Source organism: Castellaniella sp. (assembly GCF_004321985.1).
In the GTDB taxonomy this organism is placed as follows: domain Bacteria; phylum Pseudomonadota; class Gammaproteobacteria; order Burkholderiales; family Burkholderiaceae_B; genus Castellaniella.
Genome location: NZ_SCQN01000041.1, coordinates 62,642 through 89,556 on the forward strand (window position 1 = coordinate 62,642; position 26,915 = coordinate 89,556).

Sequence of the window (26,915 nt, forward strand, 5' to 3'; positions counted from 1 at the left end):
GCCTGCGGCACAGGCCTTGATCCCTTATGTCACAGCTTCCCCGACTGCCCATCGACCCGCAGGCCGTCACGCTGCAATTCGCCCGGCGCGCGCCCCTGGATGCCCCACAGTTCCTCTTTGGCGAGATTGCCCAGCGCATGCTGGGGCGCCTGGCTTACATCCGCTTTCAGCCCAAAGACATCCTGGACGCCGGCTGCGGCGCCGCCCACGCGCTGGATCCGCTGCGGGCGCGCTACCCCAACCTGAACTACACCGGCCTGGATGCCTGCAGCCGCCTGCTGGACGTCGCGCGCGACCGCTATGCCGCCAGGCCGGGCTTCTGGCACAAGCTGCGCAACAAGCCCACGCCGGCACCGCGCTTCGTGCAGGCCGACCTGGCCGACACGGGCCTGGAAGACCAAAGCCAGGATCTGGTGTGGTCCAACCTGGCCCTCCATTGGCACCCGGAACCCCATCTGGTTCTGCAGGAATGGCGGCGCGTGCTGCGTAACGACGCGCTGGCGATGTACTCCAGCTTCGGCCCGGGGACCTTCAAGGAACTGCGTGAAGCCCTGGCGGATGCGGGGCTGGAAACACATGCCATGGAATTCGTGGACATGCACGACTTCGGCGACCTGATGATCCAGGTCGGTTTTGCCGACCCTGTCATGGACCAGGAAATCATCACGCTGACCTACAAGACCGTGGAAAGGCTGCTGCACGACATCTACACACTGGGCGGCAATCCACACGCGGAGCGTCACCAGGGGCTGGTGGGTCGATCCTGGCGCGCACGCCTGGCCCAGTCGCTGGAACGCCGCCGCAGCGCGGACGGAACCATCCATCTGAGTCTGGAAGTCGCCTACGGCCACGCGTGGCGCGTGGCCACGCGCAAGGGCGTCTTCGGCGACCTGCCGGTCACCGTCTTCAAACGCGCCAAGCCACTGGAAGACGGCAAACTGCCACCACGGGTGGTCCCCCGCAAGATGGACGACCCCGGCGACGCGGAGCGCTGAGGCCAACGTCCGCCCCCAGCCCGCTGCAAAACCGATGCTCCCGCAACCTACCGTCACTCCCCTGGCCACCCAGCTGCTGGCGGCCGCTCGCGCGATCCGTGCCGTTCTGGACGGCCAGTCGCTGTCGGCTCATCTGGAACAGGTCCAGGCCCCCTTGCGGCCGGCCATACAGGCGCTGTCCTTCCACGCGATGCGCCACCTGGGCCTGGCCCGGGCCACGATGCAGGCATTGGTCCCGCGCCAGCCGAGCGACCCGCTGGTCCGCGCGCTGCTGCTGCTCGGCCTGTGCCTTCTCGAAGCCAGCCTCGCGCACGCCGATGGCCAGGAACAGGCACCTGGCACCCCGATCTATCACCAGCACACGCTGGTCCATCAACTGGTGGAGGCTGCCGCCGGCGACCGCCGCTGCCGGCCCGCGAAGGGACTGTTGAACGCCGTGCTGCGGCGCTACGCGCGCGAACGGGCAACGATGACCGCCCAGCTGATGCTGCAAGCGGAGGCCCGCTGGAATCACCCGCAATGGTGGGTCAGCATCCTGCAGGAAGCCTGGCCGCGGCAATGGCAGGACATCCTGGAGGCCGCCCAGCAGCCACCCCCCTTGGCCCTGCGCACCAACAGCCGCGCGCTGACGCGCGCAGCCTTGCAGTCCCACCTGCAGGCCGCCGGGCTCGTCTGCCATCCAGTCGGCATCGAAGGCCTGATCCTGGAGTCTCCCCGGCCCGTCCGCGAGATTCCGGGCTACGACCAGGGGTGGTGGTCCGTCCAGGATCCGTCCGCCCAGCGGGCCGGCCATCTGCTGCCGCTGGCCGACGGGCAGCGCGTACTGGACGCATGCGCAGCCCCGGGCGGCAAGACGGCGCATCTACTGGAGCGCCACCACATCAAACTGACGGCACTGGACAGCGACGCACAGCGCCTCGCGCGCGTTGCCGACAATCTGAGACGGCTCAACCTGCAATCCGAGGACGTCACGCTGCGCTGCGCGGATGCTGCGCATCCCGCCGACTGGTGGGATGGACAGCCCTATGACGCCATTCTGGCGGACGTTCCCTGCACCGCGTCAGGCGTGGTGCGGCGCCACCCCGACATCCGCTGGCTGAGGCAACCCGACGATCTGGGCCGCACGGCCACGCTGCAGGCAAACATCGTGGATGCCCTGTGGCCGACACTCGCGGCACATGGCCACCTGCTCTACGCCACGTGTTCAGTCTTCCCGCAGGAAGGCGAACGACAGGTGCAGGCATTCCTGCGGCGCCATGCGGACGCCGAGCGCCTGCCGGCTCCCGGGCACATCCTGCCGGGCCGCGACCACGAAGGCGACGGATTTTTCTACGCCTTGATTGCCAAGTCCCAGTGAGTCGTCAACAATACCGCCATATCCTCCCTCCCGCCTGGGAAGCCCGGTCACGACGCATGCTACGTATCCTGCTCGTTCTCACGCTCTGCTGTCTGTGCCTGCTGCCGCCTGCCGTCTACGCGGAACAGGCACAGGTGACCCGTGTCGAGCCGCTGCTGCGCGACGGACAGCTCCTGCTGGATGCGGACATCGATTTCACCATGGGGTCGGAACTACGGGACGCGGCCGAAAAAGGGGTGCCACTGTACTTCACGGCGGACCTGCGCATCGTGCGCCCGCGATGGTGGTGGTTCGATGAAACCGTCGTCTCCACCGACCAGACCTGGCGCATCCAGTACAACGCACTCACACAGCAATGGCGCATCGGCATGGGCGACCTGTCCATGCCCGCGACGTCCCTGAACGAGGCACTGAATCTGGTTCGACACATCCGGGGATGGCCGATCGGCCCCACCAACCTCTTCGACCCAGGCACGCGGTACCACGGACAGCTTCGGCTGCGCCTGGACACCTCGCGCCTGGCCCGCCCCTTCCAGGTCGACGCCTTGAACAGCAATGCCTGGTCGCTGACCACACCATGGAAAGACTTCACCTTCGCGATCTCCGCCGCAGCGCCCCACGACTGATCCGGTGGGCGCTGCGCCTGGCGCTCACGGTCGCGGCCGTGAGCGCGATGGCGCTGCTCGGCCTGCTGGTCTGGTCCACCGGCAATGCCTCGCGCTACGCGCAGCAATACGACTCGCTGCTGATCCTCAATGGCGTGCTGGCGGTTGCACTGATTTCCTGGGTCACCATCCTGACCGTTCGGTTGTTGCGCCAGATCCGGCGCCGCCAGTTCGGCGCCCGCATGACGGCACGCTTTGCGCTGTATTTCACGCTGATCGGCATTCTGCCCGGGGTCCTCATCTACGTGCTCTCGGTGCAGTTCATGTCGCGCTCGATCGAGTCGTGGTTCAACGTGCGGGTGGACAGCGCCCTGGAAGCCGGCCTGAACCTGGGGCGGGCTGCCCTGGACGCCCAGCTGACGGACCTGAACAATCGCGCCCGCAGCATGGCGCTGCGCCTGAACGATGCCAGCGACGCAGAGGTCGCCCTGCGCATCACGCCGCTGCGCGAGACCAACGGAGTCGACGAAGCCATGGTCTTCACGGGCAACGGGCGCCTGGTGGCATTTTCCTCCACGAACTTCGGCAAACTCCTGCCGGACCTGCCCCCGACCAGCGTGATGAACCAATTGCGGGTGGCACAAAGCTATTCCAGGGCCGAGGCCGATGTGGCCACCGGCGACGGCCCCACCAGCGATGGTCTGCATCTGCGTGTCGTGATCCCGATCGGCACCCAATCGGATCGGCTGGGTAGCGCAGCCGCCGGCATGAGTGGAGACTCCCGCTGGCTGCAGGTCATCCGGGCCGTGCCCGAACGCATCGCACGCAATGCCAACCAGGTGCAGCAAGGGTTCCGCGACTACCAGGAACTGGCTTTGTCCCGCCTGGGCCTGCGCAAACTTTACGGCATCACCTTGACCCTGGCCCTGATCCTGGCGGTATTTGCCGCTGTGGTCGTCGCCCTGGCCGTCTCGCGCCGGCTGGTGCGGCCACTGCTTACCTTGGCCTCCGGCACTCAGGCGGTCGGAGTCGGCGACTACCGCCCCTTGCCCGAATCGGCGGCACCGGACGAAGTGGGACAACTGACGCGATCCTTCAATGCCATGACCCGGCAGCTCGAGGAAGCCCGCCAGCTCGTGGACCGGCACCGCCGCCAGATCGAACAGAGCAACCTGTACCTGGAATCGGTGCTCAGCAACCTTTCGTCCGGTGTGCTGGTCTTCGACAAGACCTTCCATCTCACGCTCTTCAACCAGGGCGCCCAGAACATCCTGCACATCGATCTGCGCACCATCCAGGGACGGCCGCTGGAGACCGCCGAAGGAGCGCTGCCGCTGGCGCAGATGATCCGCCAGGCCTTCGCCTCGCACGATGCCGTGGAGTCGACCCGGCCCTATTGGCAACAGCAGTTTGAAGTCGAGCTGCGGCAGACCACCGACAACGACCGCAAGCTCCACGTGATCACGCTGCTCGCACGTGGCACGCACCTGATGACCAACGGCCAGTCGGAGGGCCACCTCGTGGTGTTCGACGACATCAGCGAGGTCATCTCGGCCAACCGGACGGTGGCCTGGGGTGAAGTCGCACGCCGCCTGGCCCACGAAATCAAGAACCCGCTCACCCCCATCCAGTTGTCGGCCGAGCGCCTGGCGATGAAACTCACTGACCGCCTGCAACCGACCGATGCGGCGATGCTGCGCCGCGCGACCGATACCATCGTCAATCAGGTGGCGTCGCTCAAGCGAATGGTGGACGACTTCCGGGAATATGCCCGCACACCGCCGGCCCAGATGCAGTCGATCGACCTGAACGCCCTGCTCACCGAGCTGCTGGGCCTGTACGGATGGGATCCAAACGATCACTCGCCGGGCGCGCCCACGGCAGCCACCGCCGCGCACTTCAGCGCCCAGCTCGAACCGGACTTGCCGCACATCGAAGGTGATCCAGCGCAGCTGCGCCAGGTGATCCACAATCTGCTGGCCAATGCACGCGACGCAGCCTGCCAGCACCACCCGTCGGGCAACGCCCAGATCCAGGTGCAGACGCGGCTCATCCGGCCCGAAGACGAGCCGGACCGCACCAGCGTGCGCCTGAGCGTGTCAGACAACGGCCCGGGCTTCGCCGCCGAAGTCCTGCCGCGTGTCTTCGAACCCTATGTCACGACCAAGGCAACGGGGACGGGGCTGGGCCTGGCGATCGTGAAGAAAATCGTGGAGGAGCACGGCGCACAGGTCGACATTTCCAATCGTGCGGATGGCGGCGCGCGCATCTCCATCCTGTTCACACGCCTATCGGACCGTCTCAATCGGCTGGACGAGGGCGGACAAGCACAGGATAATAGGCACAACATTAAGGTGTGAGGTGATATGGCCAGAATTCTCGTGGTCGACGACGAAATAGGCATCCGCGAACTGCTGTCCGAGATTCTCTACGACGAAGGCCACACAGTGGAACTGGCCGAAAACGCCACTCAAGCGCGCGAATACCGCCTGCGGCAACGCCCTGATCTGGTCTTGCTCGACATCTGGATGCCCGACATCGACGGGGTGACGCTGCTCAAGGAATGGTCCAGCCAGGGCCTGCTGAACATGCCGGTCATCATGATGAGCGGCCATGCCACGGTCGATACCGCTGTGGAAGCCACCCGCATCGGCGCCGTGGATTTTCTCGAAAAACCCATCACCCTGCAGAAGCTGCTCAAATCAGTCGCCGCAGGTCTCGCGCGGCCGGTCATCCCGGCATCGATGCGCAGCCGTACGGAACGCCCCATCGTGGCCGACCCGGTCTTCACGCAGCCGCCCGCACTGGCGGGGGGGATGCCCAGCCAACCGGAGCAGGCCATGCAATTGCCCACCGCGGCAGCACCGGATGGCTCCCGGCTGGGAAGCATCTCCCTGAACCAGCCGCTGCGCGAAGCCCGTGACGCATTCGAACGGATCTACTTCGAATATCATCTCGAGCGCGAAAACCACAGCATGACACGGGTATCGGAGCGCACCGGGCTGGAACGCACACACCTGTATCGCAAGCTCAAGCAGCTGGGCATCGAAACGTCACGCAAAAAGGCGGCCGGCTAGGCCGCCGAACTGCTCAATCCTGCGGGTTCCAGCCGCGCACGAACGCGTCCACGGGCTGGCGCTTGCCCCCTGCCTTCTGCAGCACCAGCAGACGCAACACACCATCGGCCGTCGCCACGTCGATACCATCGGACGCCACACGCAGCACGGCACCAGGCTGCAACGCTCCCGAATCGGGGGGCAACGCCAGCGCTGCCCAGACCTTCACAGGCTGGTCCAGCCCCGGCAACATTAGCGAGGCCCCCGGGAACGGATCGAACGCCCGAATCCGGCGCGCCAGCACCTTGGCCGGCTGTGAAAAATCCAGCGCGGCCTCCGACTTCATGAGCTTTGCCGCGTAGCAGACGCCATCCGCAGGCTGCGGGCGTATCGGCAGCACGGCGCCGGCATCCAGTTGGCTCAGGACCTGAACGATGGTGCGGGCCCCCAGGCTGGCCAGCCGGTCATGCAGGCTGGCTCCCGTTTCATCCGCGGCAATCGCGCACTCTGCACGGGTCACCATCGAACCCGTGTCCAGCCCGGCGTCCATCTGCATGATGGTCACGCCGCTGGTCGCATCCCCCGCCTCGATGGCGCGCTGGATCGGCGCAGCGCCGCGCCAGCGCGGCAACAGGCTGGCATGAACGTTCAGGCAGCCATGGCGCGGCAGATCCAGAACCCACTGCGGCAAAATGAGGCCGTAGGCGGCCACCACCATCACGTCCGGCTCCAACGCCGCCAGCGCCTGCTGCGCTGCGGCCGCATCGTCCGGATACTTGCCGTCGAGCCGGAGGCTGCGCGGCTGGAAGACGGGGATGCCCGCCGCAAGCGCGGTCTCCTTGACCGGCGAAGCGGCCAGTTTCATGCCGCGCCCCGAAGGCCGGTCAGGCTGTGTGAAGACCGCAAGAATCTCGTGTCCCGCCGCCGCCAGCGCCAGCAGGGCCTCACGTGCGAATTCGGGTGTACCGGCAAAAACCAGACGCGACACTACACGCCCGCCATCTCGCGCTGGGACTCGCGCTGCTGCTTGCGCAGGCGTGTGCGGATGCGATTCTGCTTCAGCACCGAAAGGTACTCGACGAATACCTTGCCCATCAGGTGATCCAGCTCGTGCTGCACGCACACGGCCAGCAGGCCGTCCGCGTCGAACTCGTATGGTTCACCCTGCTCGTTCAGGGCACGGACGTGGACACGCGCGGCACGCTCGACCTCGTCGTAGATGCCGGGAACCGACAGGCAGCCTTCTTCGTAGACCTGGCGTTCTTCGCTCTTCCAGGTGATTTCCGGGTTGATCAGCACATGCAGCTCGTTCGCATCTTCGGACACATCGATGACGACGACCCGCTCGTGCACGTCGACCTGAGTGGCGGCGAGCCCCACGCCGGGGGCCGCATACATGGTCTCGGCCATGTCGCGAACCAGCTGGCGGATGCGGTCATCCACCTGGCTGACCGGCGCAGCGACCTTGTGAAGCCGTGCATCCGGATATTTGAGGATAGGAAGCAAAGCCATACGAAAGCCCAATTCAGTCAATCCTAAAGCTCTATGATAAAACAACTTTGTGCGCATATTGCCCCATCTCGCATGCCGCCTGCGGCATCCCGTGGCACACTGGCGCCATGGCACCCACCCCCAACCCCGCCGAACTGCACGCCTGGATCCGGTTGAATCTGGAACCTGGCCTGAAATCGGAGCACCTGCAATTGCTGCTCTCGATATTCGGCATGCCGCAAAATATCTGCACGGCCTCCTCCGGCAGCCTCGCCCGCTATCTGGCGCCAGAACTCGCGGCCCGCCTGAGCCGTCCGCCCGACGACATCCAGCAAGCCGCCATCGAGCAGTCCCTGGAATGGCTGCGCGCCCCTGGCCACGCACTGCTGACGCTGGCCGACCAGGATTCATACCCAGCGGCGCTCATGGACCTTGAGAGCGACGCACCGTCCGTGCTCTTTGCGCACGGCGACCTGGATCTCCTGCAACGCCCCGCCATCGCCATTGTGGGGGCGCGCAGCGCCACGCAAAGCGGAATGGACAACGCCCAGGACTTCGCGCAGTACCTGGCCGGACAAGGCTGGTGCATCGTCAGCGGCCTGGCCAGCGGCATCGATGCCGCCGCCCACCAGGGCGCGTTGCTCGCAGGCCCGACGGGCGGCGGGACCATCGCCGTCCTGGGCACCGGCATCGACCGTGTCTACCCCACGTCCAACCGCGACCTGGCGCATCGAATCGCCGCCAACGGCTTGCTGCTGTCCGAATTCCCACTGGGCACCAAGGGTCTGCCGATGAACTTCCCACGGCGCAACCGGCTGGTCGCGGCCCTGTCGCGCGGGGTGCTGGTCGTCGAAGCCGCAAAACGCAGCGGCTCGCTGATCACCGCGCGCCTGGCCGGGAACCTGGGACGCGAAGTCTTCGCCATCCCCGGCTCCATCCATTCACCGTTGTCCCACGGCTGCCATGCACTGATCCGCCAGGGGGCGAAACTGGTGGAATCCGGGCAGGACATCCTGGAAGAACTGCAACAGGGCAAACTGCCCGGGATCAGGCGCCCCATGCCAGCGCCCCCCATGCCGGCCCCCACCACGATGGCCCCCCCGGATGGATTGCCGGCCGACGCCTTCGAGAAGCTTCTGGAAGCATTGGGCCGCGACCCGACGGGACTGGACCAGATCCAGAGCCAGACAGGCTGGACGACGTCAGAGCTGCTGAGCCGGCTGACCCTCATGGAGCTGGCCGGCCAGATCGTCTGCCAGCCGGACGGTCGCTACCTGCGGCGCCGCTGATTCGCCCGGACGCCGCACGGCCGTGCGTCCCCCCAGCCCGCCCCGATCACCTGGGCCCATGCGCTATGATGGGCTCGGCATCCTCCAGGCACCTCGCCGGGCTGGCTCGCAGGCGTGCTGAACGCCTGGGGCACCGGATGCATCAAGACCGCCCTTTGAATTTCTAGGCATGATTACCCCATGACTGAGCACGTCAAGATCGTCGAAGTCGGGCCACGCGACGGCCTGCAGAACGAAAAACAGTTCGTCGGCACCGCCGTCAAGATCGATCTGGTGAACAGACTGGCATCGGCGGGGTTCGCCAACGTCGAAGCCGCGGCCTTCGTATCGCCCAAATGGGTGCCCCAGATGGCCGACGGCACCGACGTGATGACCGGCATCACGCGCCGCCCGGGCACGATCTATTCCGTGTTGGTCCCCAACATGCGAGGATTCGAGGCGGCGCTAGCGGCGCATGCCGATGAAGTCGTGATCTTTGGCGCCGCCAGCGAGGCTTTCTCCCAGCGCAACATCAATTGCTCGATTGCCGAATCCATCGAACGCTTCGAGCCGGTGGCCGCAGCTGCCAAACAAGCGGGCCTGCGGCTGCGCGGCAGCATCAGTTGCTCGCTGGGCTGTCCCTACCAAGGCGAAACGCCGGTTTCCGCCGTGGTGGATGTCGCCGAACGGTTCCTGCGGCTGGGCTGCGACGAAATCGACGTGGCCGATACCATCGGGGTGGGAACAGCGGCACAGGTCCAGCGGGTGTTGAAGGCCGTGGGGCAGGTGACGGATCTGGGCACCCGGGTCTCGGGCCACTTCCACGACACCTACGGCCAGGCGCTGGCGAACATATTGGCGGCGCTGGAATGCGGGGTACGCATCTTCCACAGCTCGGTCGCCGGCCTGGGCGGATGCCCGTACGCCAAGGGCGCCACCGGCAACGTGGCCACCGAAGACGTGCTGTATCTGATGAACGGCCAGGGCCTGGACACCGGCATCGAGCTGGACGCCGTGGTGGACATCGGCCAATGGATCTCGCAGGAGATCGGGCGCGCCACATCCAGCCGCGCCGGCCGCGCACTGGCCCTGAAGAAGCAGGCCTGATGCGGGCCTGGCCGGTCAGGCAAAAATCAGTGGATTGGCAATGGGTACATCAGGCCACCCTTGGTCCATAACGCGTTGAGCCCACGCTGGATTTGCAGCGGGCTGCCCATGCCCACGTTTCGCTCGTAGGACTCGCCGTAGTTGCCAACCTGCTTGACGATACGGTAAGCCCATTGCTCATCCAACCCCAGATTCTTGCCGGCGCTGCCCGTCACGCCCAGCAGACGCTGGACATTCGGGTTGGGGCTCTTCAACTGGGCATCTACGTTGGCGGAAGTCACCCCCAACTCCTCGGCGTTGATCATTGCCTGGAAGGACCACTTCACGATATTCAGCCAGGCGTCGTCGCCCTGGCGCACGAAGGGTCCCAGCGGTTCCTTGGAGATGATCTCCGGCAGGATCACATAGTTCTCTGGCTTGGTGAGTTTGGCGATGCGGATCGAAGCCAGTCCTGATGCATCCGTGGTGAACACGTCGCAACGGCCGGATGCATAGGCATTGACCACCTCGTTGAACTGCTCGATGACCACAGGCTTGTATTGCACGCCGTTGGCGCGAGACCAGTCCGCCATGTTCTGCTCATTCGATGTCCCGGTCTGCATGCAGACCGTGGCACCGTTCAATTGCTTGGCCGACGTGATGCCCAGCGATTTGGACACCAGAAATCCTTGCCCGTCGTAGAAATTGATCGCGGCATGAATGGCCCCAAGCGCCGTATCCCGGGACTCCGTCACGGTGGTATTGCGCGCCAGCAGGTCGATTTCACCGGACTGCAAAGCCGTGAACCGCTGCTGGGCATTCAGCGGCACGATCTTGACCTTGGACGCATCACCCAGCGCCGCAGCCGCCACCGCGCGGCACATGTCCACGTCCAGCCCCTTCCAGTCGCCCTTGGCATCGGGAGCCGAAAACCCTGCAAAACCGGTCGTCACGCCGCAGCGCACCGCACCCTGTCCCTTGACCACTGCCAGAGTATCGGCCCGAGCGGCTGGCACGGCGGCCGCAAGCACCACCACGACGGCAGCCGCAATCCTGAGTCCACGCATGAGAGGTCTCCCCGAGTATGTGTCTCATCAACGTACGAGCAAAAATAGTACCCCAGCTTCCCGGCCAGGCTTATATCCCAGGCGCCATAAGCTTCATGCCGGCACTGGCGATCATTCGTACGTGCGCATGTCCTCGATGACCTTGCCGTCATTCGGAAGGCTACCGGACGGCAGGATCTCTACCGAGGCGCGCAGCTTGGTCTGATCGCGCACCGTATCCGCGACGGCTGAAGCATCCAGCGAAGGCTCGGCCTCGACCCGCAGGGTCATGACATCGTGGCCTGCCTCGCCCGAGACCACCAGACGGGCACGGCGGATCTGCGGATGATGAATCAGGACCCGGGCGATCTGCTCGGGATGCACGAACATGCCGCGCACCTTGGTCGTCTGATCCGCCCGCCCCAACCAGCCGCGGATACGCAGATTCGTGCGGCCGCACGGCGACGGCCCGGGCATCAGGGCCGACAGATCGCCGGTGCCGAAGCGCAGCAGCGGATAGTCCGGATTGAAGGTGGTCACCACGACTTCGCCGACTTCCCCCGCGGGCACCGGCTGGCTGGTACCGGGACGCACGATCTCCAGAATCTTGTCCTCGTTGACCACCAGGCCGGAACGCGATTCGGTTTCGAAGGCAACCATCCCCAGATCCGCGCTGCCATACGCCTGAAACCCCTGGATCCCGCGAGCCTGGAACCAGGCCTGCAGCGAAGGCGGATAAGCCTCACCCGAAAACAGCGCCCGCTGCAGCGTGGGAAGCGCCACCCCCATGTCGTCGGCGCGCTCCAGAATGATGCGCAGGAAGCTGGGTGTCCCGGTATAGCACTGCGGACCCAGATCGGCCATGGCGCGGACCTGTTGCTCGGTCTGACCGACGCCACCCGGGAACACCGTGCAGCCGAGCGCATGCGCCGCCGTTTCCATCATGGATCCGGCCGGTGTGAAGTGATAGGAGAAGCAGTTATAGACCAGCATGCCGGCCCGCACACCGGCGGCGTGAAGCGCACGGGCAAACCCCCAATAATCTGGCCGGGCGCTCTCGGGCTCGTAAATCGGGCCGGGCGAGGCAAACACGCGCCGCGCAGCCCCCCAACCCACTGTGGAAAATCCGCCGAAGACCCGCAGCCGCTCGGCCTGCGTGGAACCGTCAGTCGCACCGATGCGCGCCGCATGCTGGACCTGCAACAGCTCGCTCTTGCGCAGCACGGGCACCCGCGCCAGCGCCTCGCGGGACGTGAGCTGCGTGACATCCATGCCATCGAGCTGGCGGGCAATGGCAGGCGCCCGCTCTCGTGCCGCGCGCAGCACCGTCGGCAAGCACTCGAAGAGTTCGCGCTCCCGCTGCTCGGTGGACCGGGTTTCGCGTGTATCGAAATAAGCCTGCATGGCCATCCACCCCCAGGATCAAGCCAGCCAGCGTTTGCGGCGGCGGTAGAACTTGGTATCGCGAAAGCTGGTACGACCCGCCCCGGAAACCCCCAGATAGAATTCCTTGACGTCCTCGTTCCGCGCGAGGTTCTGTGCAGCGCCGTCCATCATGACCCGCCCGTTTTCCAGGATGTAGCCATAATCCGCGTAGCGCAGCGCGACATTGGTGTTCTGCTCGGCCAGCAGGAAACTCACCCCCTCGCGCTGGTTGAGATCGCGCACGATTTCAAAGATCTCTTCCACGATCTGAGGCGCCAGCCCCATGGAGGGCTCATCCAGCAGGATCATGCGTGGATCCGCCATGAGCGCCCGCCCGATGGCGGCCATCTGCTGCTCGCCACCCGAGGTATACCCTGCCTGGGTCTTGCGCCGCTGCTTCAGGCGTGGGAAATACTGATAGACGCGCTCCAGCGCCCTATCCAGATCCGCGCGCGAGAGCCGACGGGTATAGGCGCCGGTCAGCAGATTTTCCTCGATGCTCAGATGCGCAAAACAATGCCGACCTTCCATGACCTGCACCACGCCGCGCTGGACCAGATCGGCGGGCGACAGGGCCTCGATGCGCTCGCCACGATATTCGATGCTGCCCTTGGTGACCTCGCCGCGTTCTCCCTTCAGCAGGTTGGAGATAGCCCGCAGCGTAGTCGTCTTGCCGGCCCCATTGGCACCCAGCAGCGCCACAATGCGGCCTTCCGGCACATTGAGCGAGACGCCCTTGAGCACCAGGATCACATGGTTGTAAATCACCTCGATGCCATTGACGTTCAGCAATGCGACGGGGCTCGAGGCCTGAGTGCCATTCATGACTTCATCTCCGCAAGTGTCCTGCCCGGCGCATCCCCGCTGGCGTGCACCAGCCACCCGGACAAGGCACCAGGAGCCGGGTCACCCCGGCTCCGGTTCAGACCATTCAGCCCTCGGCTGCGCAATCACGTGTGGGAAGCTTTTTCTCGGCGGCGTACTTGTCGCCCAGCGACTTCACCAGCGGCTGCACGTACTTGGGATCGGACTGGTACCAGCCCGACACCACGTTGAACTTCTTGCCGTCCCACTCGATGATGCGGGCCCAGTCCGTCCCCATATGGTTCTCGCACGACGTCTTCACCGGCCGCATGAGCTTGGCGAAACCCAGCTTCTCCAGCCGGGCCTCATCCAGATTCAGGTGCTCATAGCCCCAGCGCACCTGCTCCGGCGTCATGTGCTTGCCCTTGCCGAACTTGTCCTGGGCCGTACGGATAGCCTCGACCTGCAACATGGAAATCATCATGCCGCGCGTATAGGCGAGCGACCCAAAGGACTTGCCGTCCTTGTCGGCTCCCTGGCCCTTGTCGTAGACGTATTTCTTCATGTCGTCATGCACACGGCCATGCTCGGCACTGTTCTGGATGGTGATGCCGTGATAGCCCTTGGCCGCTGCCCCCAGATCCTTCACATCGGTCTCGGAACTGGCCCACCAGATGCCGTACATCTTGTCGCGCGGATAGCCGACTCCCTGAGCTTCGCGGATGGCGGTGGGCGTCATGATGCCCGCGCTCCAGAGCAGCACGAAATCGGGGCGGTTCTTACGGATCTGCAACCAGGTCGCTTTCTGTTCCACCCCCGGTGCGGTCACCGGATAGAGCTGCAGCTCGAACCCGTTGGCCTTGGCCCGCTCCTGCAACAGCGGGATGGGCTCCTTGCCGAAGGGTGAGTCGTGATAGACCAGCGCAATCTTCTTGCCCTTGAGCTTGGCCTCGCCGCCCTCTCGTTTGGCGATATCCTGGATCATCACGTCGGCGGCCGTCCAGTACGTCCCCAGCAGCGGGAAATTCCATTTGAACACCCGGCCGTCGGCGGACTGCGACAGCCCATAGCCCACGGTCACCACCGAACGGCCATCGACCATGGCGCGATCCGTGACGGCGAAGGTGATGCCGGTGGACTGGGTGTCGAACCCCGTGGCACCGCCCATCTTGTCCTTCAACCGCTCATAGCATTCCACGCCCTTGTCCGTGGAATAGGCTGTCTCACATTCCTCGTAAGTGATCTTGACGCCGTTGACGCCACCGTCGCGCTCATTGACCAGCTTGAGATAGTCGATCTTGCCGTCGGCCCATGGGATCCCCAAGGGCGCGAAGGACCCCGTACGGTAGACCAGCAGCGGAATGAAGTCTTCTTCGGCTGCCTGCGCAGTGCCGACGGTACCTACCAGGCCAGCTACGGCCAGTACGACGGCTGCGGTTCGAGTCAGTGCATGCTTCATCTGTAGCTCCTCCTGGTGCTTGTGGCACCGGTTAAAAAATCAATGCGGAAACGGCCAGAGCCGAAGTTTTTCCTTGGCGATGCTCCAGAGCCTGGCCAGGCCATGCGGCTCGGCGATCAGGAAAAACACGATCAGAAAGCCGAAGATCATGTGGTCGATATGCGACGCCAGGTCCACGGGCAGCTCCAAGCCGAGCAAATGCGGGACATTGGTCAGCAGGATAGGCACCAGCACCATGAAGGCGGCGCCGAAGAAGCTGCCGATCACCGAACCCAGGCCACCGATGATGATGATGAACAGAAGCTGCAGCGAACGGTTCAGGTCGAAGGCGAGCGGCTCCCAGGAACCCAGGTGGATGTAGGCCCACAACGCGCCCGCCACGCCGATGATGAACGAGCTCACGGCGAACGCGGTGAGCTTGGCATACACGGGCCGGATCCCGATCACGGCTGCGGCCACGTCCATGTCGCGGATGGCCATCCACTGCCGCCCGATGGCGCCCCGCACCAGATTCTTGGTCAGAACCCCGATGACCGCCACGAAACACAGCACGAAAAAGTATTTCTGGGCCGGCGTCTCGACTGGCAGGCCGAAAGCCTCCAGCGCGGGCACGGAGACGTTGCCCGAAGTCGAATAATTCGTCAGGTACGGAATGCGCAAAAACGCCCAGTCCATGAAGAATTGCGCGGCCAGTGTCGCAACTGCCAGATAGAGGCCGCGAATGCGCAGGCTGGGTACGCCGAACACCACCCCCGCCAGCGTGGCGAAGATCCCGCCGAGGAGAATTTGGATCACCAGCGGCAGGCCGGGGATGCGCACGCCGAAATTCCACGCCGCATAGGCTCCCACCGCCATGAACGCCCCCGAGCCGATGGAGATCTGGCCGCAATAGCCCACCAGGACATTGAGCCCGATGGCGGCCAGCGACAGAATCAGGAATGGGATGAGAACGGCCTGCAGGAGATATTCCGACGCGGTCAGCGGCACCACCACGAAAGCGGCCAGCAGCAAGGCCGCCACGAACCAGCGGTCCTGGCGGATCGGAAAGATCTGCTGATCCGCTCGATAGCTGCTCTTGAACTGACCGTTTTCACGATAAAGCATGGACGGATACCCCCATCAGCCGTGTTGCAGGACGCGCTCAGACGCGGTCGATGATTTTTTCGCCAAACAGCCCTTGCGGCCTGAACAGCAGGAACACCAGAGACAGCATGTAGGCAAACCAGATCTCGATGCCGCCACCGACGAACGGTCCTAGGTAGACCTCGGAGAGCTTTTCCCCCACGCCGATGATGAGGCCGCCCACGATGGCACCCGGTATCGAAGTCAGACCGCCGAGTATCACCACTGGCAAGGCCCGCAGGGCGGCCGTGGAAAGCGAGAACTGCACGCCGAACTTGGACCCCCAGACCAGGCCGGTCACCAGGGCCACCATGCCGGCCACCGTCCAGACCACCACCCAAATGCGGTTGAGCGGTATGCCCACCGACTGGGCGGCCTGGTGGTCATCGGCCACGGCGCGCAGCGCGCGGCCCACCGGGGTGTACTGGAAGAAAAATGCCAGCGCCGCGACCAGGACCGCTGCCACCGCCGCCGCCGTCAGGTCTTCGAGACTGATGAGCACACCGTTTTCAAACATGGAATCCAGGATGATCACCGGGTCCTTGGGCATCCCGACATCGATCGAATACACCGAGCTGCCAAACAGGATCTGGCCGATGCCATCCAGGAAGTAGCTAATGCCAATGGTGGCCATGAGCAACGTGGTTTCTTCCTGGTTGACCAGGTGTCGCAGCACCAGGCGTTCCACCAGCAACGCGATCAACCACATGAACACCGCGCTTGCCAGAAAGGCGAGAATATTGGCCAGCCAAAGGGATTCACCGCCCAGCCAGCCATTGATCCATCCGGAGAACCGGGCCATGGCAAGCGCCGCGATCAGCACCATGGCGCCCTGGGCGAAATTGAATACGCCGGAAGCCTTGAAAATCAGCACGAACCCCAGCGCCACCAACGCATAGAGCATGCCGCTCATGAGCCCGCCGATCGTCGTCTCCAGAAGGAATCCCATGGCTGCTCCTAGTGGCTGGCGCCCAAATAGGCGCGGATGACCTCGGGATTGCCGCGCACTTCGTCCGGCGTGCCGTCGCCGATCTTGCGGCCGTAGTCCAGCACCACGACCCGATCCGAGATGTCCATCACTACCCCCATGTCGTGCTCGATGAGGACGATGGTGGTGCCGTACTCGTCGTTCACATCCAGGATGTAGCGGCTCATGTCCTGCTTTTCCTCGATGTTCATGCCCGCCATGGGCTCGTCCAGCAGCAGGATGCGCGGCTCCATGGCCAGCGCCCGGCCCAGATCCACGCGCTTCTGCAGCCCGTAGGGCAGCCGTCCCACCGGGGTTTTCCGCCAGGCCTGAATCTCAAGGAAGTCGATGATGTTCTCCACAACCTCGCGGTGGGCGATCTCCTCGCGCTCGGCGGGTCCGAGGCGCAACGCTTGGGCGAGCAGGCCGCTTTTCATGCGCAGGTTGCGCCCGGTCATGATGTTGTCCAGTACGCTCATGCCCTTGAACAGCGCCAGATTCTGAAAGGTGCGCGCGACGCCCATCTCGGCGGCACGGCGCGGATTCATGCGCGAGAACTGCTGGCCTGCCAGCCAGATCCCACCCCGTTGGGGCGTGTAGACGCCATTGATCACGTTGAGCAGAGAGCTCTTGCCGGCGCCATTGGGCCCGATGATGGCGCGGATCTCGTGCTCGCGAACATCGAACGAGATATCGGTCAGCGCCTTCACGCCGCCGAAGGTCAGCGAGATGTTCTGCAGATCGAGGATCACATCCCCCATGCGCTGCGCACGGGAGTCGGCGGCATCGGAATTCGGCAGGGCGCTCATTCAAGCAACCTTCTTCAACGATTCGGGCGACACCACAGCCGCCGGTTCGATGCGAAGATCGGCCGCCACCCGCCCTGTGCGCCCATCCTCGAACTTGACCTCGGTCTCGACGAACTGTGATTTGTGCCCGGCGAACAGGGCATCGACCAGCACGGCGTATTTCTGCGCGATGAATGCCCGGCGGACCTTGCGCGTCCGGGTCAACTCGTCGTCATCGGGATCGAGTTCCTTGTGCAGGATCAGGAAACGTACTACCTGGGAGGCGGCGAGCTTGGGATCGGCGGCCAGATCCCGGTTGACCTGCTCGACGCAGTCTCGGATCAGGTCGTAGACCTCGGGCTTGCCCGCCAGATCCGTATAACCGGCATACGGCAGCCCCCTGCGCTCGGCCCAATTGCCCACCGCTTCCAGATCGATGTTGATGAACGCGCAGACCTCGTCGCGGTCCGCGCCGAAGGCCACGGCTTCCTTGATGAAGGGAAAGAACTTGAGCTTGTTCTCGATGTATTTGGGTGCGAACAGGCTGCCGTCGGACAGATGACCCACGTCCTTGGCACGGTCGATGATCTTGAGCTGCCCGTCCGCATCCAGGTACCCGGCGTCGCCCGTGTGGAACCAGCCGTCTTCGGTATAGGATTCGGCGGTTGCCTTGGGGTTGAGGTAATACCCCGAAAACAGGCCCGGGCTGCGAAGCTGGATCTCGCCGTTGTCATCGACCCGGATCTCCACCCCGTCGCAGGGCGGCCCCACAGTGTCATCGCGTACCTGGCCATTGGCCTGCACACACACGAATACCGAAGTCTCGGTCGAACCGTACAGCTGCTTCAGGTTGATGCCGATCGACCGATAGAACAGAAACAAATCCGGGCCGATGGCCTCGCCCGCTGTATAGGCCACCCGCACCCGGCTCATGCCAAGGATGTTGCGCAAAGGACCATAGATCAGCACATTACCCAGCGCGTATTTCAGGCGGTCCCAGGCGGGGACATCACGACGGCCGTCCAGGATGCCGGGGCCCACACGGCGTGCCAGCTTCATCGCGCGGCCGAACAGCCAGCGCTTGATGCGCCCCGCGTCCTCCATGCGGATCATGACGTGCGTGAGCAACCCCTCCAGCACTCGCGGCGGCGCGAAATAATAGGTCGGCCCGATGTCGCGCATATCGATGGAGACTGTCTCAGGTGACTCGGGATGGTTGACCGTGAAGCCCGTGGTCAGGAACTGCGTGTAGGAAAACATGTTCTGGCCGATCCACGCCGGCGGCAGATAGGCCAGCACGTCCTCGTGATCCGTCAATTGCTCGAATCGCTCGATCACCCGTGCACGATCAATGAGCGCGCAGTGAGTGAGCACCACGCCTTTTGGCTTGCCGGTCGTGCCCGAGGTATAGAACATCGCCGCCGTATCGTCCGGACGAATAGCCGCCATGCGGGCGGCGATCTCGTCGGGGTTCCGCTGCATGCGCGCATCGCCTCGCGCCAGCAGGGAATCCCAGCCAAGCAGGCGCACATCGGCATAGTGGCGCAGGCCGCGCGGATCGTCGTACACGATGGTGCGCAGCGCCGGGCAACGGTCGGAGAGCTCAAGCATCTTGTCGACCTGCTCCTGGTCCTCGACAACCACCACGCCCACCTCGGCGTCCTGCAAGACATAGGCCATCTCATCGGCCACGGCATCCTGATAGAGCGGCACGGGAATCGCACCAATGCACTGCGCCGCCATCATGGCCATGTAAAGACGGGGGCGGTTTTCACCCACTACCGCGACGTGTTCGCCTGGCACGACATCCAGATCCGACAGAGCCGCCGCCACGCGCCGGACTTCGCGGGCGACCTCCGACCAGGTCAAGGTCTGCCAGATCCCAAGATCCTTTTCGCGGATCGCCGGCCGACCGCCGCGTACATCGGCGTGATGCAGCAACAGGGCCGGAAAAGTTGCCGGCAAAGTGGATTCCTGTACCATGATGTCTCCTCGGCTGACGCAGGACATGATTGCGCCGGGTGCCGTGAAATGCGCTTCTGAGCGAGCGCTGTTTCCGCCTAAGGTACCGGCTGCGCAGCACCCGGACTGTCGCACATATGACATTCGACCGTGACCTAGGGTAATTCCCCATGAACCTGACCCTGGATTTGCAGGCCCACGCGGCCTGGTTCGATCTGCTGGAGGACGCCCAGCAGGCTCGCGTCCTGCAGGACACAACCGTGGCACAGGTCGAGCCAGGGACCATCATCGAGCACAAGGGGGTCGTCGCCAGCGCATGGATCGGTGTGCTCGATGGCCTGATCAAGGTCTCGGTGGGTAACGCCGACGGCAAGCTGGCCTCGCTCACGGGGGTGCCCGCGGGTGGCTGGATCGGCGAGGGGTCGCTGCTCAAGCACGAAGCCCGCAAGTACGACATCATCGCGCTTCGCCGCAGCACCATCGCACGATTGCGCGGCGACACCTTCTACTGGCTGCTCGATGCCAGCATCCCCTTCAACCGCTACCTGCTGCATCAGCTGAACGAACGGGTCGCCCAATTCATCGGCAAGGCGGAATACGACCGACTGCTGGCCCCCGATGCACGCGTGGCGCGGTGTCTGGCCGAACTCTTCAATCCGCTGCTCTATCCCGGCAACTCCATGCGGCTGGAGATCACCCAGGAAGAGATCGGCTACCTGGCGCGGATTTCCCGGCAACGCACCAACCAGGCCCTGCGTACGCTGGAAGCTGCGCAGTTGCTGAAGGTAGAGTACGGCGCCGTCCAGGTCCTGGACCTCGCCGGGCTCAAGGACTACGGGATATAACTGGTTTCGGAACGCTCCCGCCGACGCCAGAAACGATGGCATTGGAGACAGCCAAAGGCCGCCGCATTAAAATGGGGCCGCTTGTATGTTTATGTATCTCTTCAACTCTGCAGAGGCTGTACAACATGGCTGAACCGCACTTGCACCACCTGCCCTCCTATTTGGATCCTGCCAATCCAGGTCCCTGGTCCATCTACCTGGAGCAGGTGGACCGCGTCACCCCCTACCTGGGGCCACTGGCGCGATGGGTGGAAACGCTCAAACGCCCAAAGCGCATCCTGATCGTCGACGTGCCCGTCGAACTCGACAACGGCACCGTGGCTCATTTCGAGGGCTACCGCGTCCAGCACAACACGTCGCGCGGCCCCGGCAAGGGCGGCGTACGCTTTCACCAGAACGTCACGCTGTCCGAGGTCATGGCCCTATCGGCGTGGATGTCGGTCAAGTCAGCCGCCGTCAACCTGCCATTCGGCGGCGCCAAGGGCGGCATCCGCATCGACCCGCGCCAGTACTCGCAGGCAGAACTCGAGCGCATCACGCGCCGCTACACCAGCGAAATCGGCGACATCATCGGCCCGAACAAGGACATCCCGGCACCCGACGTGAACACCAACGGGCAAGTCATGGCCTGGATGATGGACACCTATTCCATGAACGAGGGCCGCACTATCACCGGCGTGGTCACCGGCAAACCGGTCTCGCTGGGTGGCAGCCTGGGACGCGTGGCCGCCACCGGCCGCGGCGTATTCGTGGTGGCCTGCGAGGCCGCCCGCGAATCGAACATCGACATCAGGGGCGCCCGTGTGGCGATCCAGGGCTTCGGCAATGTAGGGGGAACCGCCGCACAACTGTTCCACGAAGCGGGCGCCAAAATTCTCGCGGTCTATGATCACACCGGGATCGTGTACAACGCGCACGGCCTGAACGTGCCAGCCCTGCTCGATCATGTGCACCAGCACGGCGGCGTCGCCGGCGCAGCCGACACCGAGACGCTCGAACCGAATGAATTCTGGTCCCTGGAAACCGACATCCTCATCCCGGCAGCCCTGGAGGGGCAGATCACGCACGACAACGCCGACCTGATCCGCACCCGCATTCTGGTCGAAGGCGCCAACGGCCCAACCACCCCAGAGGCCGATGACATCATTTCAGCCAAAGGCACCGTGATCGTGCCGGACGTGGTCGCCAATGCGGGCGGCGTGACGGTCAGCTACTTTGAATGGGTGCAGGACTTCTCCAGCTTCTTCTGGACGGAACAGGAAATCAACCACCGCCTGGAAGCCATGATGCGGTCCGCCTATGCTTCCATGTCGAAGGTTGCGCGCGACCATGGGGTGTCGCTACGAACGGCCGCATTCATCGTGGCCTGCTCACGCATCCTCGAAGCCCGCCAGGTGCGCGGTCTGTACCCCTGACGCGCCGCCCGCCACGCAGCAGTCGCTGGCGGCGCTGCGCGGAGCCAGCTCATGAATCCGCATCCCCCTGTCCGCAGGGGGATGCGATGGCCTCAGATGTTCCAGTCCAGCACGACCTTGCCGCTGTGGCCGGACAGCATGGCCTCGAACCCCTTGCGGTAGTCCGCCACCGGAAAATGGTGGGTCAGGATGGGCGAAAGGTCCAGGCCGCTCTGCAGCATGGCGACCATCTTGTACCAGGTCTCGAACATCTGGCGGCCGTAGATTCCCTTGATCTCCAGTCCCTTGAAGATCACCTGGCTCCAGTTGATTCCGACCCCATCGGGCAGGATGCCCAGCATGGCGACTTTGCCACCATGATTCATCTGATCGATCAGGCTGGCGAAGGCGCTGGGAACGCCCGACATTTCCAGACCCACGTCAAAGCCCTCGGTCATGCCGAGTTCCCGCATCACGTCCTTCAGGTCTTCGCGCGCCACGTTGACGGTCCGCGTTGCTCCCATACGGGCCGCCAGATCCAGGCGATAGTCGTTCACATCGGTGATCACCACATGGCGAGCGCCCACATGCCGGGCAATGGCAGCCGCCATTGCGCCAATCGGACCAGCACCGGTGATCAGCACGTCTTCACCGACCAGATCAAACGCCAGCGCGGTATGCGTGGCATTGCCGAACGGGTCGAAAATCGCCGCCAGATCGTCCGAGACGTCGTCCGGAATCTTGAAGGCATTGAAAGCCGGAATCACCAGATAGTCGGCAAAGGCTCCCGGCCGATTGACGCCCACGCCTTGTGTATTGCGGCACAGATGGCGGCGCCCCGCTCTGCAGTTGCGGCAGTGTCCACAGGTGATGTGTCCTTCCCCGGAGACCCGGTCGCCCACCCGGAATCCCTGAACCTCAGTACCAACCTGCACGACCTCGCCTACGTATTCGTGCCCCACATGCATGGGCACCGGGATCGTGCGCGCGGCCCACTCGTCCCACTTCCAGATATGGATGTCGGTTCCGCAGATTGCCGTCTTGCGGATGCGGATCATCAGGTCGTTGTGACCCATGGTGGGCTTGGCAACATCCACCAGTTCCAGCCCTTCGGCAGGCTGCATTTTGGCCAAGGCTCTCATTGAAGCTCCAGACAGAACAGTATTCGTACTTGGAATTCAGTTTTTGCCGATCACGCCCAGCGACCGCCCCACGCGGGCGAACGCCTGGACGGCATGATCGATATCGTCCGGTGTATGCGCCGCACTCATCTGGGTGCGGATGCGTGCGCGCCCCTTGGGCACGACAGGATAGGAAAAGCCGACCACGTAAATGCCTTCGGCCAGCAACGCATCCGCCATGCGGCCGGCGAGCGCGGCATCCCCCAGCATCACGGGGATGATGGGATGATGGCCGGGCACCAGCTCGAAGCCCAGCGCCTGCATGGCCTGACGAAAGTGCTGGCCATTCTGGTGCACGCGATCGCGAAGCTCAGCGCCCTCGGCCGACTGCAGGAGCCCCAGCACCCGACGCGAAGCGGCGACGATCGCAGGTGCGAGCGTATTCGAAAACAGATACGGGCGTGAGCGCTGGCGCAGCAGATCCACGATCACCGGGTCGGCAGCCACATAGCCGCCTGAGGCACCACCCAGCGCCTTGCCCAACGTACCCGTCAGGACATGGACGCGCCCCTGGACGCCGCAGGCCTCTGGAGTCCCTCGACCACCCTCGCCCATGAACCCGACCGCATGGGAATCATCGACCATGACCATTGCATCGAACTCGTCGGCCAGATCGCAGACGGCGGGCAAATTGGCAACGATGCCATCCATGGAAAACACGCCATCGGTGGCGATCATGATGTGGCGGGCACTGTCGGCCCGCGCAGCCTGAAGCTGGGCACGCAGGTCCGCCATGTCATTGTTGGCGTAACGATAGCGGCGCGCCTTGCAAAGACGCACCCCATCGATGATGCTCGCGTGATTGAGCGCATCGCTCACGACGGCGTCCTGTTCGTCGAGCAAGGCCTCGAACAGGCCGCCATTGGCATCGAAGCAGCTCGAATAGAGGATCGCATCCCCCATGCCCAGCCACTGTGCCAGCTCGGATTCCAGCGCCTTATGTCCAGACTGCGTGCCGCAGATGAACCGCACCGAAGCCATGCCGAAACCGTCTGCCGCCAAGCCCTCGCGCGCTGCTTCGATCAGCCGCGCGTCATTGGCCAGACCCAGGTAATTGTTGGCGCAGAAATTCAGGACCCCGGTTCCGTCCGACAGTCGCACCCGAGCCGACTGCGGGCTGGCGATGATGCGCTCGGATTTGTAGAAACCATCGGCCCTGAGCTGCTCGATCCGGGCGCGAGCCTGGGTCAGAAACCGTTGCGACATGCTACACCTGTTGCAAAAATGAATTCGGAGTCTTTCAGGGTTTCCCCGTAGCCGGCATTGTACGCCGAGCCCCGTTTCAATCCTCGAAACTGTTGGCATTCCTTACCGCAAAGCAATCCACTTGTTGGCATCATCGTCTTTTATGATACAGATGATGGTCACCGATACAGATCGTATGCATCGCTTCCGGCACCTGAGCTTCACATTGAGCCGCGCCCTGGGAGCGCTGGGGCTGTGGTGGCTTTGTGCTGCCAGCAGCCACGCGCTGACATTGCAGGTCGGCATCTACGAACAGAAGCCCGATGTCTACATCGCAGCGAACGGGCAACCGGCCGGCATCCTGGGCGAACTGCTCAACGAGATCGCCCGCCGTGAAGGCTGGGGGCTGCAGACCCAGTCCTGCTCATGGGCGCGCTGCATGCAGTTGCTGAAGGCCGGCCAGATCGATCTGCTGCCGGACATGTTCTATACCCCCGAGCGCGCCAAGACCTTCGGGTTCCACCACGTCCCGGTACTGCACAGCTGGTCGCAGATCTATGCCAGACCCGGCAATACATTGAGATCAATCGAAGACCTGAAAAACACCGGGCTGGCGGCGCTCGCGGGATCGACCCAGATCGATTACCTGCGCACGACACTGGAGGGGCTGCACGTCCCGGTCCGGCTGGATTCGGTCCAGACGCTGGATGAGGGCTTCAAGCGGGTCCAGAGCATGCAGGACGACGCGGTGGCCGCCGACTACTTCTACGGCGAACTGGCGGCTCACGAACACGGGCTGACGGCCACACCCATCATCTTTCAGCCAATGGAAGTGTTCTATGCCACGCAGAAAGGGCGCCACGCGCATGTCCTGGCCACGATAGACCGCTACCTGGCCACGTGGCAGGCCACGCCGGACTCCTTCTACTACCGCACGCTGAATCACTGGCGCACACCAATCCAGCGCTCGGCACTGGACAGCCATGGCCCGTGGATCATCGGCATGCTGGGCGCCCTGCTGGTCCTGGCGCTGGTCCTGACCCTGATCTTCAGGGTTCAGCTCACGCGTCAGCGCAGGTGGTTGTTGTTCAATGAGCGGCGCTTCGAAGCGATCCTTGGGAGCATCGATGCCTGTGTCTGCACCAAGGACCGCGAGCAGCGCTATCTGTACGCGAATCCACAGCTCGAAGCGTTCTACGGGGTCCAGGAAGGAACCCTCATCGGGCACCGCGACGAGGACTTCCTGAAGGATCCCGCCACAATGGAGGCCATCAACGCCTCCGACCAGGCGGTGCTGAACACGCGCAAGCGCCAGGTCACCCAGCCAGAGATCGTGCCGCCTGGAGCCACGGAAAGCCACACCTTTCTGTCCATCAAGGCACCGCTACTCAACGCCGATGGCACGGTGGATGCGATCTGTACGGTCGCCACCGACATCACCGACCGGGTGCGGGCCGAGGCCTCCGCCCACCGGCTGGCGTATTATGACATTCTCACCAACCTGCCCAACCGGCGCCAGGCCCTCCTGCGGCTGGAAGAACTGCTCAAGAAGGCCCGGGAGCGCCAGACCACCGGTGCGCTGCTGGTGCTCAATCTCGACAGCTTCAAGAAAATCAATGATCTGCATGGCCACCAGAGCGGCGATCAGTTGCTGTGCGGCGTCGCGGACCGCCTGAGACGAACCACACGCGACCGCGACCTCGTGGCGCGCACCAGCGCGGATGAATTCATCATCCTGCTCGACGGTCTGGGGCACCCTGTGGGCGAGGCCGCCCGCGACGCGATGCACGTCGCGGAGAAGCTGCGGCTCGCCATCGCCAACAAGGCTTTTGTGGTGCTGGGGAAGCCTGCCTATGTGACGGTCAGCATCGGCATGACCCTGATCCACGTGCAGAGCCGGTCCATCGACGTGGTGATGCGTGAAGCCGACATGGCCACCTACCGCGCCAAGAGCCAGGGCGGTAACCAGGTGACGTTCTACGAACAGGATCTGCAGACCGAAGTCGAGCAGCGCCTGTGGCTGGAACACGATCTGCTGCAGGCCTTGAACACACCGCAGATCTCGCTGTACATCCAGCCGCAGTTTGGTGCGGACGGCCGGGTCACCGGCGCCGAACTGCTGGCACGCTGGAGCCACCCCACACGCGGTCAGGTATCGCCAGCCCTGTTCATTCCGATCGCAGAGGAAACCGGTCTCATCAACCTGCTGGGTGAATGGTCCTTGACGATCGCCTGCCAGACGCTGATAAAGCTGCAGCAATTGGGGGAAACCTACCCGATCTCGCTCAACGTCAGCCCCAAGCGGCTCATGGAACCCCACGTCGTGGACTACGTCCGCGACACCCTGGAAAAATTCCAGGCGCCCGGCAACCGGCTGATCTTCGAGGTCACCGAGGGCGTGCTCATCCAGGACATCCTGACCGTGGCCGAGCGGATGCAGGCGCTGTCGCTCATGGGCATCCGTTTCTCCATCGATGATTTCGGCACGGGCTACTCCAACTTGGCCTACCTGAAGCGCCTGCCGCTCTACGAACTGAAGATCGACAAAAGCCTGGTTCAGGATCTTCCCGGTGATGAGGAAAACGTGGCCATCGTGCAGCTGATCCTGGCCATGGCCGACCGCCTGAACCTGCGGGTCGTGGCCGAAGGCGTGGAAACCGAGGAGCAGTCCGCATTCCTGTTCGAACACCATTGCCATGCACTGCAGGGGTTCCTGCTGGCACACCCCATGCCCATCGAGACTTGGCTGGATACGGTCCAGGCCCGCCGCTGACGCACACCGGGACGATTTCGCTGTGCGAAAATACCGCACATCTCCCTCTCCCATCTCTTCCACCCCGAGTGCCCACTCCTTCAAACTCGTTCAGCCTGGGCCAGAT

At 64.0% G+C, this 26,915-nt stretch carries 22 protein-coding genes; 10 read left to right on the forward strand and 12 right to left on the reverse strand.

From position 1 onward, the window contains the following. Positions 1 to 26 precede the first annotated feature (26 nt). From EPN31_RS08795 to EPN31_RS08815, 5 genes are read left to right on the forward strand one after another with little or no spacing between them, the layout of a single operon-like run. Entirely contained in the window at positions 27 to 995 is a 969-nt protein-coding gene (locus EPN31_RS08795; protein WP_291772073.1) for a methyltransferase domain-containing protein, read from the forward strand. Between the two features lie 34 nt (positions 996 to 1,029). Beyond that, positions 1,030 to 2,352: a 16S rRNA (cytosine(967)-C(5))-methyltransferase RsmB gene (gene rsmB / locus EPN31_RS08800; RefSeq protein ID WP_291772076.1), complete on the forward strand. Its 1,323-nt coding sequence runs from the start codon at positions 1,030 to 1,032 to the stop codon at positions 2,350 to 2,352. Positions 2,353 to 2,408: 56 nt separating this feature from the next. Further along, entirely contained in the window at positions 2,409 to 2,978 is a 570-nt protein-coding gene (locus tag EPN31_RS08805; protein ID WP_291772080.1) for a DUF4390 domain-containing protein, read from the forward strand. Then, a complete protein-coding gene (locus EPN31_RS08810) occupies positions 2,978 to 5,317 on the forward strand; it encodes an ATP-binding protein (protein WP_291772243.1) in 2,340 nt (779 codons plus the stop codon). Before EPN31_RS08805 ends, EPN31_RS08810 begins: the two co-directional genes overlap by 1 nt. A 6-nt stretch (positions 5,318 to 5,323) precedes the next feature. Next, on the forward strand, positions 5,324 to 6,034 hold the full coding sequence (locus EPN31_RS08815) for a response regulator (protein ID WP_291772082.1): 711 nt from the start codon (positions 5,324 to 5,326) through the stop codon (positions 6,032 to 6,034). 13 nt (positions 6,035 to 6,047) lie between these two features. On the opposite strand, the gene fmt is transcribed toward EPN31_RS08815, so the two are convergent. Together fmt and def are read right to left on the reverse strand one after the other, a co-directional pair. Further along, positions 6,048 to 7,001, reverse strand: coding sequence for a methionyl-tRNA formyltransferase (gene fmt, locus EPN31_RS08820; protein WP_291772085.1), 954 nt, complete (start codon positions 6,999 to 7,001; stop codon positions 6,048 to 6,050). Beyond that, positions 7,001 to 7,525: a peptide deformylase gene (gene def / locus EPN31_RS08825; RefSeq protein WP_291772089.1), complete on the reverse strand. Its 525-nt coding sequence runs from the start codon at positions 7,523 to 7,525 to the stop codon at positions 7,001 to 7,003. The genes fmt and def overlap by 1 nt, the downstream gene beginning before the upstream one ends. Before the next feature lie 107 nt (positions 7,526 to 7,632). Here def and dprA point away from each other — a divergent pair, with 107 nt between their 5' ends. Both dprA and EPN31_RS08835 read left to right on the forward strand, forming a co-directional pair. Further along, positions 7,633 to 8,793 carry a DNA-processing protein DprA gene (gene dprA, locus EPN31_RS08830; RefSeq protein ID WP_291772092.1) on the forward strand — a complete coding sequence of 387 codons (1,161 nt, stop codon included), beginning with the start codon at positions 7,633 to 7,635 and terminating at the stop codon, positions 8,791 to 8,793. A 180-nt stretch (positions 8,794 to 8,973) separates the two neighbouring features. Next, a complete protein-coding gene (locus EPN31_RS08835) occupies positions 8,974 to 9,879 on the forward strand; it encodes a hydroxymethylglutaryl-CoA lyase (RefSeq protein WP_291772095.1) in 906 nt (301 codons plus the stop codon). A 26-nt stretch (positions 9,880 to 9,905) separates the two neighbouring features. On the opposite strand, the gene EPN31_RS08840 is transcribed toward EPN31_RS08835, so the two are convergent. The 8 genes from EPN31_RS08840 to EPN31_RS08875 all read right to left on the reverse strand — a co-directional run bounded on the left by EPN31_RS08840 (position 9,906) and on the right by EPN31_RS08875 (position 19,452). Further along, positions 9,906 to 10,925, reverse strand: a complete 1,020-nt coding sequence (locus tag EPN31_RS08840; RefSeq protein ID WP_291772097.1) for an amino acid ABC transporter substrate-binding protein — start codon at positions 10,923 to 10,925, stop codon at positions 9,906 to 9,908. Between the two features lie 111 nt (positions 10,926 to 11,036). Then, complete coding sequence (locus tag EPN31_RS08845) at positions 11,037 to 12,308, reverse strand: phenylacetate--CoA ligase family protein (RefSeq protein ID WP_291772099.1); 1,272 nt, start codon at positions 12,306 to 12,308, stop codon at positions 11,037 to 11,039. Positions 12,309 to 12,326: 18 nt separating this feature from the next. Next, on the reverse strand, positions 12,327 to 13,154 hold the full coding sequence (locus EPN31_RS08850) for an ABC transporter ATP-binding protein (protein WP_291772102.1): 828 nt from the start codon (positions 13,152 to 13,154) through the stop codon (positions 12,327 to 12,329). Positions 13,155 to 13,260: 106 nt separating this feature from the next. Next, entirely contained in the window at positions 13,261 to 14,592 is a 1,332-nt protein-coding gene (locus EPN31_RS08855) for an ABC transporter substrate-binding protein (RefSeq protein ID WP_291772104.1), read from the reverse strand. Positions 14,593 to 14,631: 39 nt separating this feature from the next. After that, positions 14,632 to 15,696, reverse strand: a complete 1,065-nt coding sequence (locus tag EPN31_RS08860; protein ID WP_291772107.1) for a branched-chain amino acid ABC transporter permease — start codon at positions 15,694 to 15,696, stop codon at positions 14,632 to 14,634. Positions 15,697 to 15,733: 37 nt separating this feature from the next. Beyond that, positions 15,734 to 16,663 (reverse strand): branched-chain amino acid ABC transporter permease, encoded by a 930-nt coding sequence (locus EPN31_RS08865; protein ID WP_291772109.1) that lies wholly within the window; start codon positions 16,661 to 16,663, stop codon positions 15,734 to 15,736. A gap of 8 nt (positions 16,664 to 16,671) precedes the next feature. Continuing rightward, a complete protein-coding gene (locus EPN31_RS08870) occupies positions 16,672 to 17,490 on the reverse strand; it encodes an ABC transporter ATP-binding protein (protein ID WP_291772112.1) in 819 nt (272 codons plus the stop codon). Further along, positions 17,491 to 19,452, reverse strand: a complete 1,962-nt coding sequence (locus tag EPN31_RS08875) for a long-chain fatty acid--CoA ligase (protein ID WP_291772114.1) — start codon at positions 19,450 to 19,452, stop codon at positions 17,491 to 17,493. A 149-nt stretch (positions 19,453 to 19,601) separates the two neighbouring features. Here EPN31_RS08875 and EPN31_RS08880 point away from each other — a divergent pair, with 149 nt between their 5' ends. Further along, the gene (locus EPN31_RS08880; RefSeq protein ID WP_291772117.1) at positions 19,602 to 20,276 is read left to right on the forward strand and encodes a Crp/Fnr family transcriptional regulator; all 675 of its coding nucleotides are present in this window, start codon (positions 19,602 to 19,604) and stop codon (positions 20,274 to 20,276) included. A gap of 125 nt (positions 20,277 to 20,401) precedes the next feature. Further along, on the forward strand, positions 20,402 to 21,691 hold the full coding sequence (locus tag EPN31_RS08885) for a Glu/Leu/Phe/Val dehydrogenase (RefSeq protein ID WP_291772120.1): 1,290 nt from the start codon (positions 20,402 to 20,404) through the stop codon (positions 21,689 to 21,691). A gap of 92 nt (positions 21,692 to 21,783) precedes the next feature. On the opposite strand, the gene tdh is transcribed toward EPN31_RS08885, so the two are convergent. Both tdh and EPN31_RS08895 read right to left on the reverse strand, forming a co-directional pair. Further along, the gene (gene tdh, locus EPN31_RS08890; RefSeq protein ID WP_291772123.1) at positions 21,784 to 22,812 is read right to left on the reverse strand and encodes an L-threonine 3-dehydrogenase; all 1,029 of its coding nucleotides are present in this window, start codon (positions 22,810 to 22,812) and stop codon (positions 21,784 to 21,786) included. A gap of 36 nt (positions 22,813 to 22,848) precedes the next feature. Continuing rightward, positions 22,849 to 24,057 (reverse strand): glycine C-acetyltransferase, encoded by a 1,209-nt coding sequence (locus EPN31_RS08895; protein WP_291772126.1) that lies wholly within the window; start codon positions 24,055 to 24,057, stop codon positions 22,849 to 22,851. A 175-nt stretch (positions 24,058 to 24,232) separates the two neighbouring features. Between EPN31_RS08895 and EPN31_RS08900 the strand changes: the two genes are divergently transcribed. Next, entirely contained in the window at positions 24,233 to 26,809 is a 2,577-nt protein-coding gene (locus tag EPN31_RS08900) for an EAL domain-containing protein (RefSeq protein ID WP_291772129.1), read from the forward strand. The last annotated feature ends 106 nt before the right edge of the window (positions 26,810 to 26,915 follow it).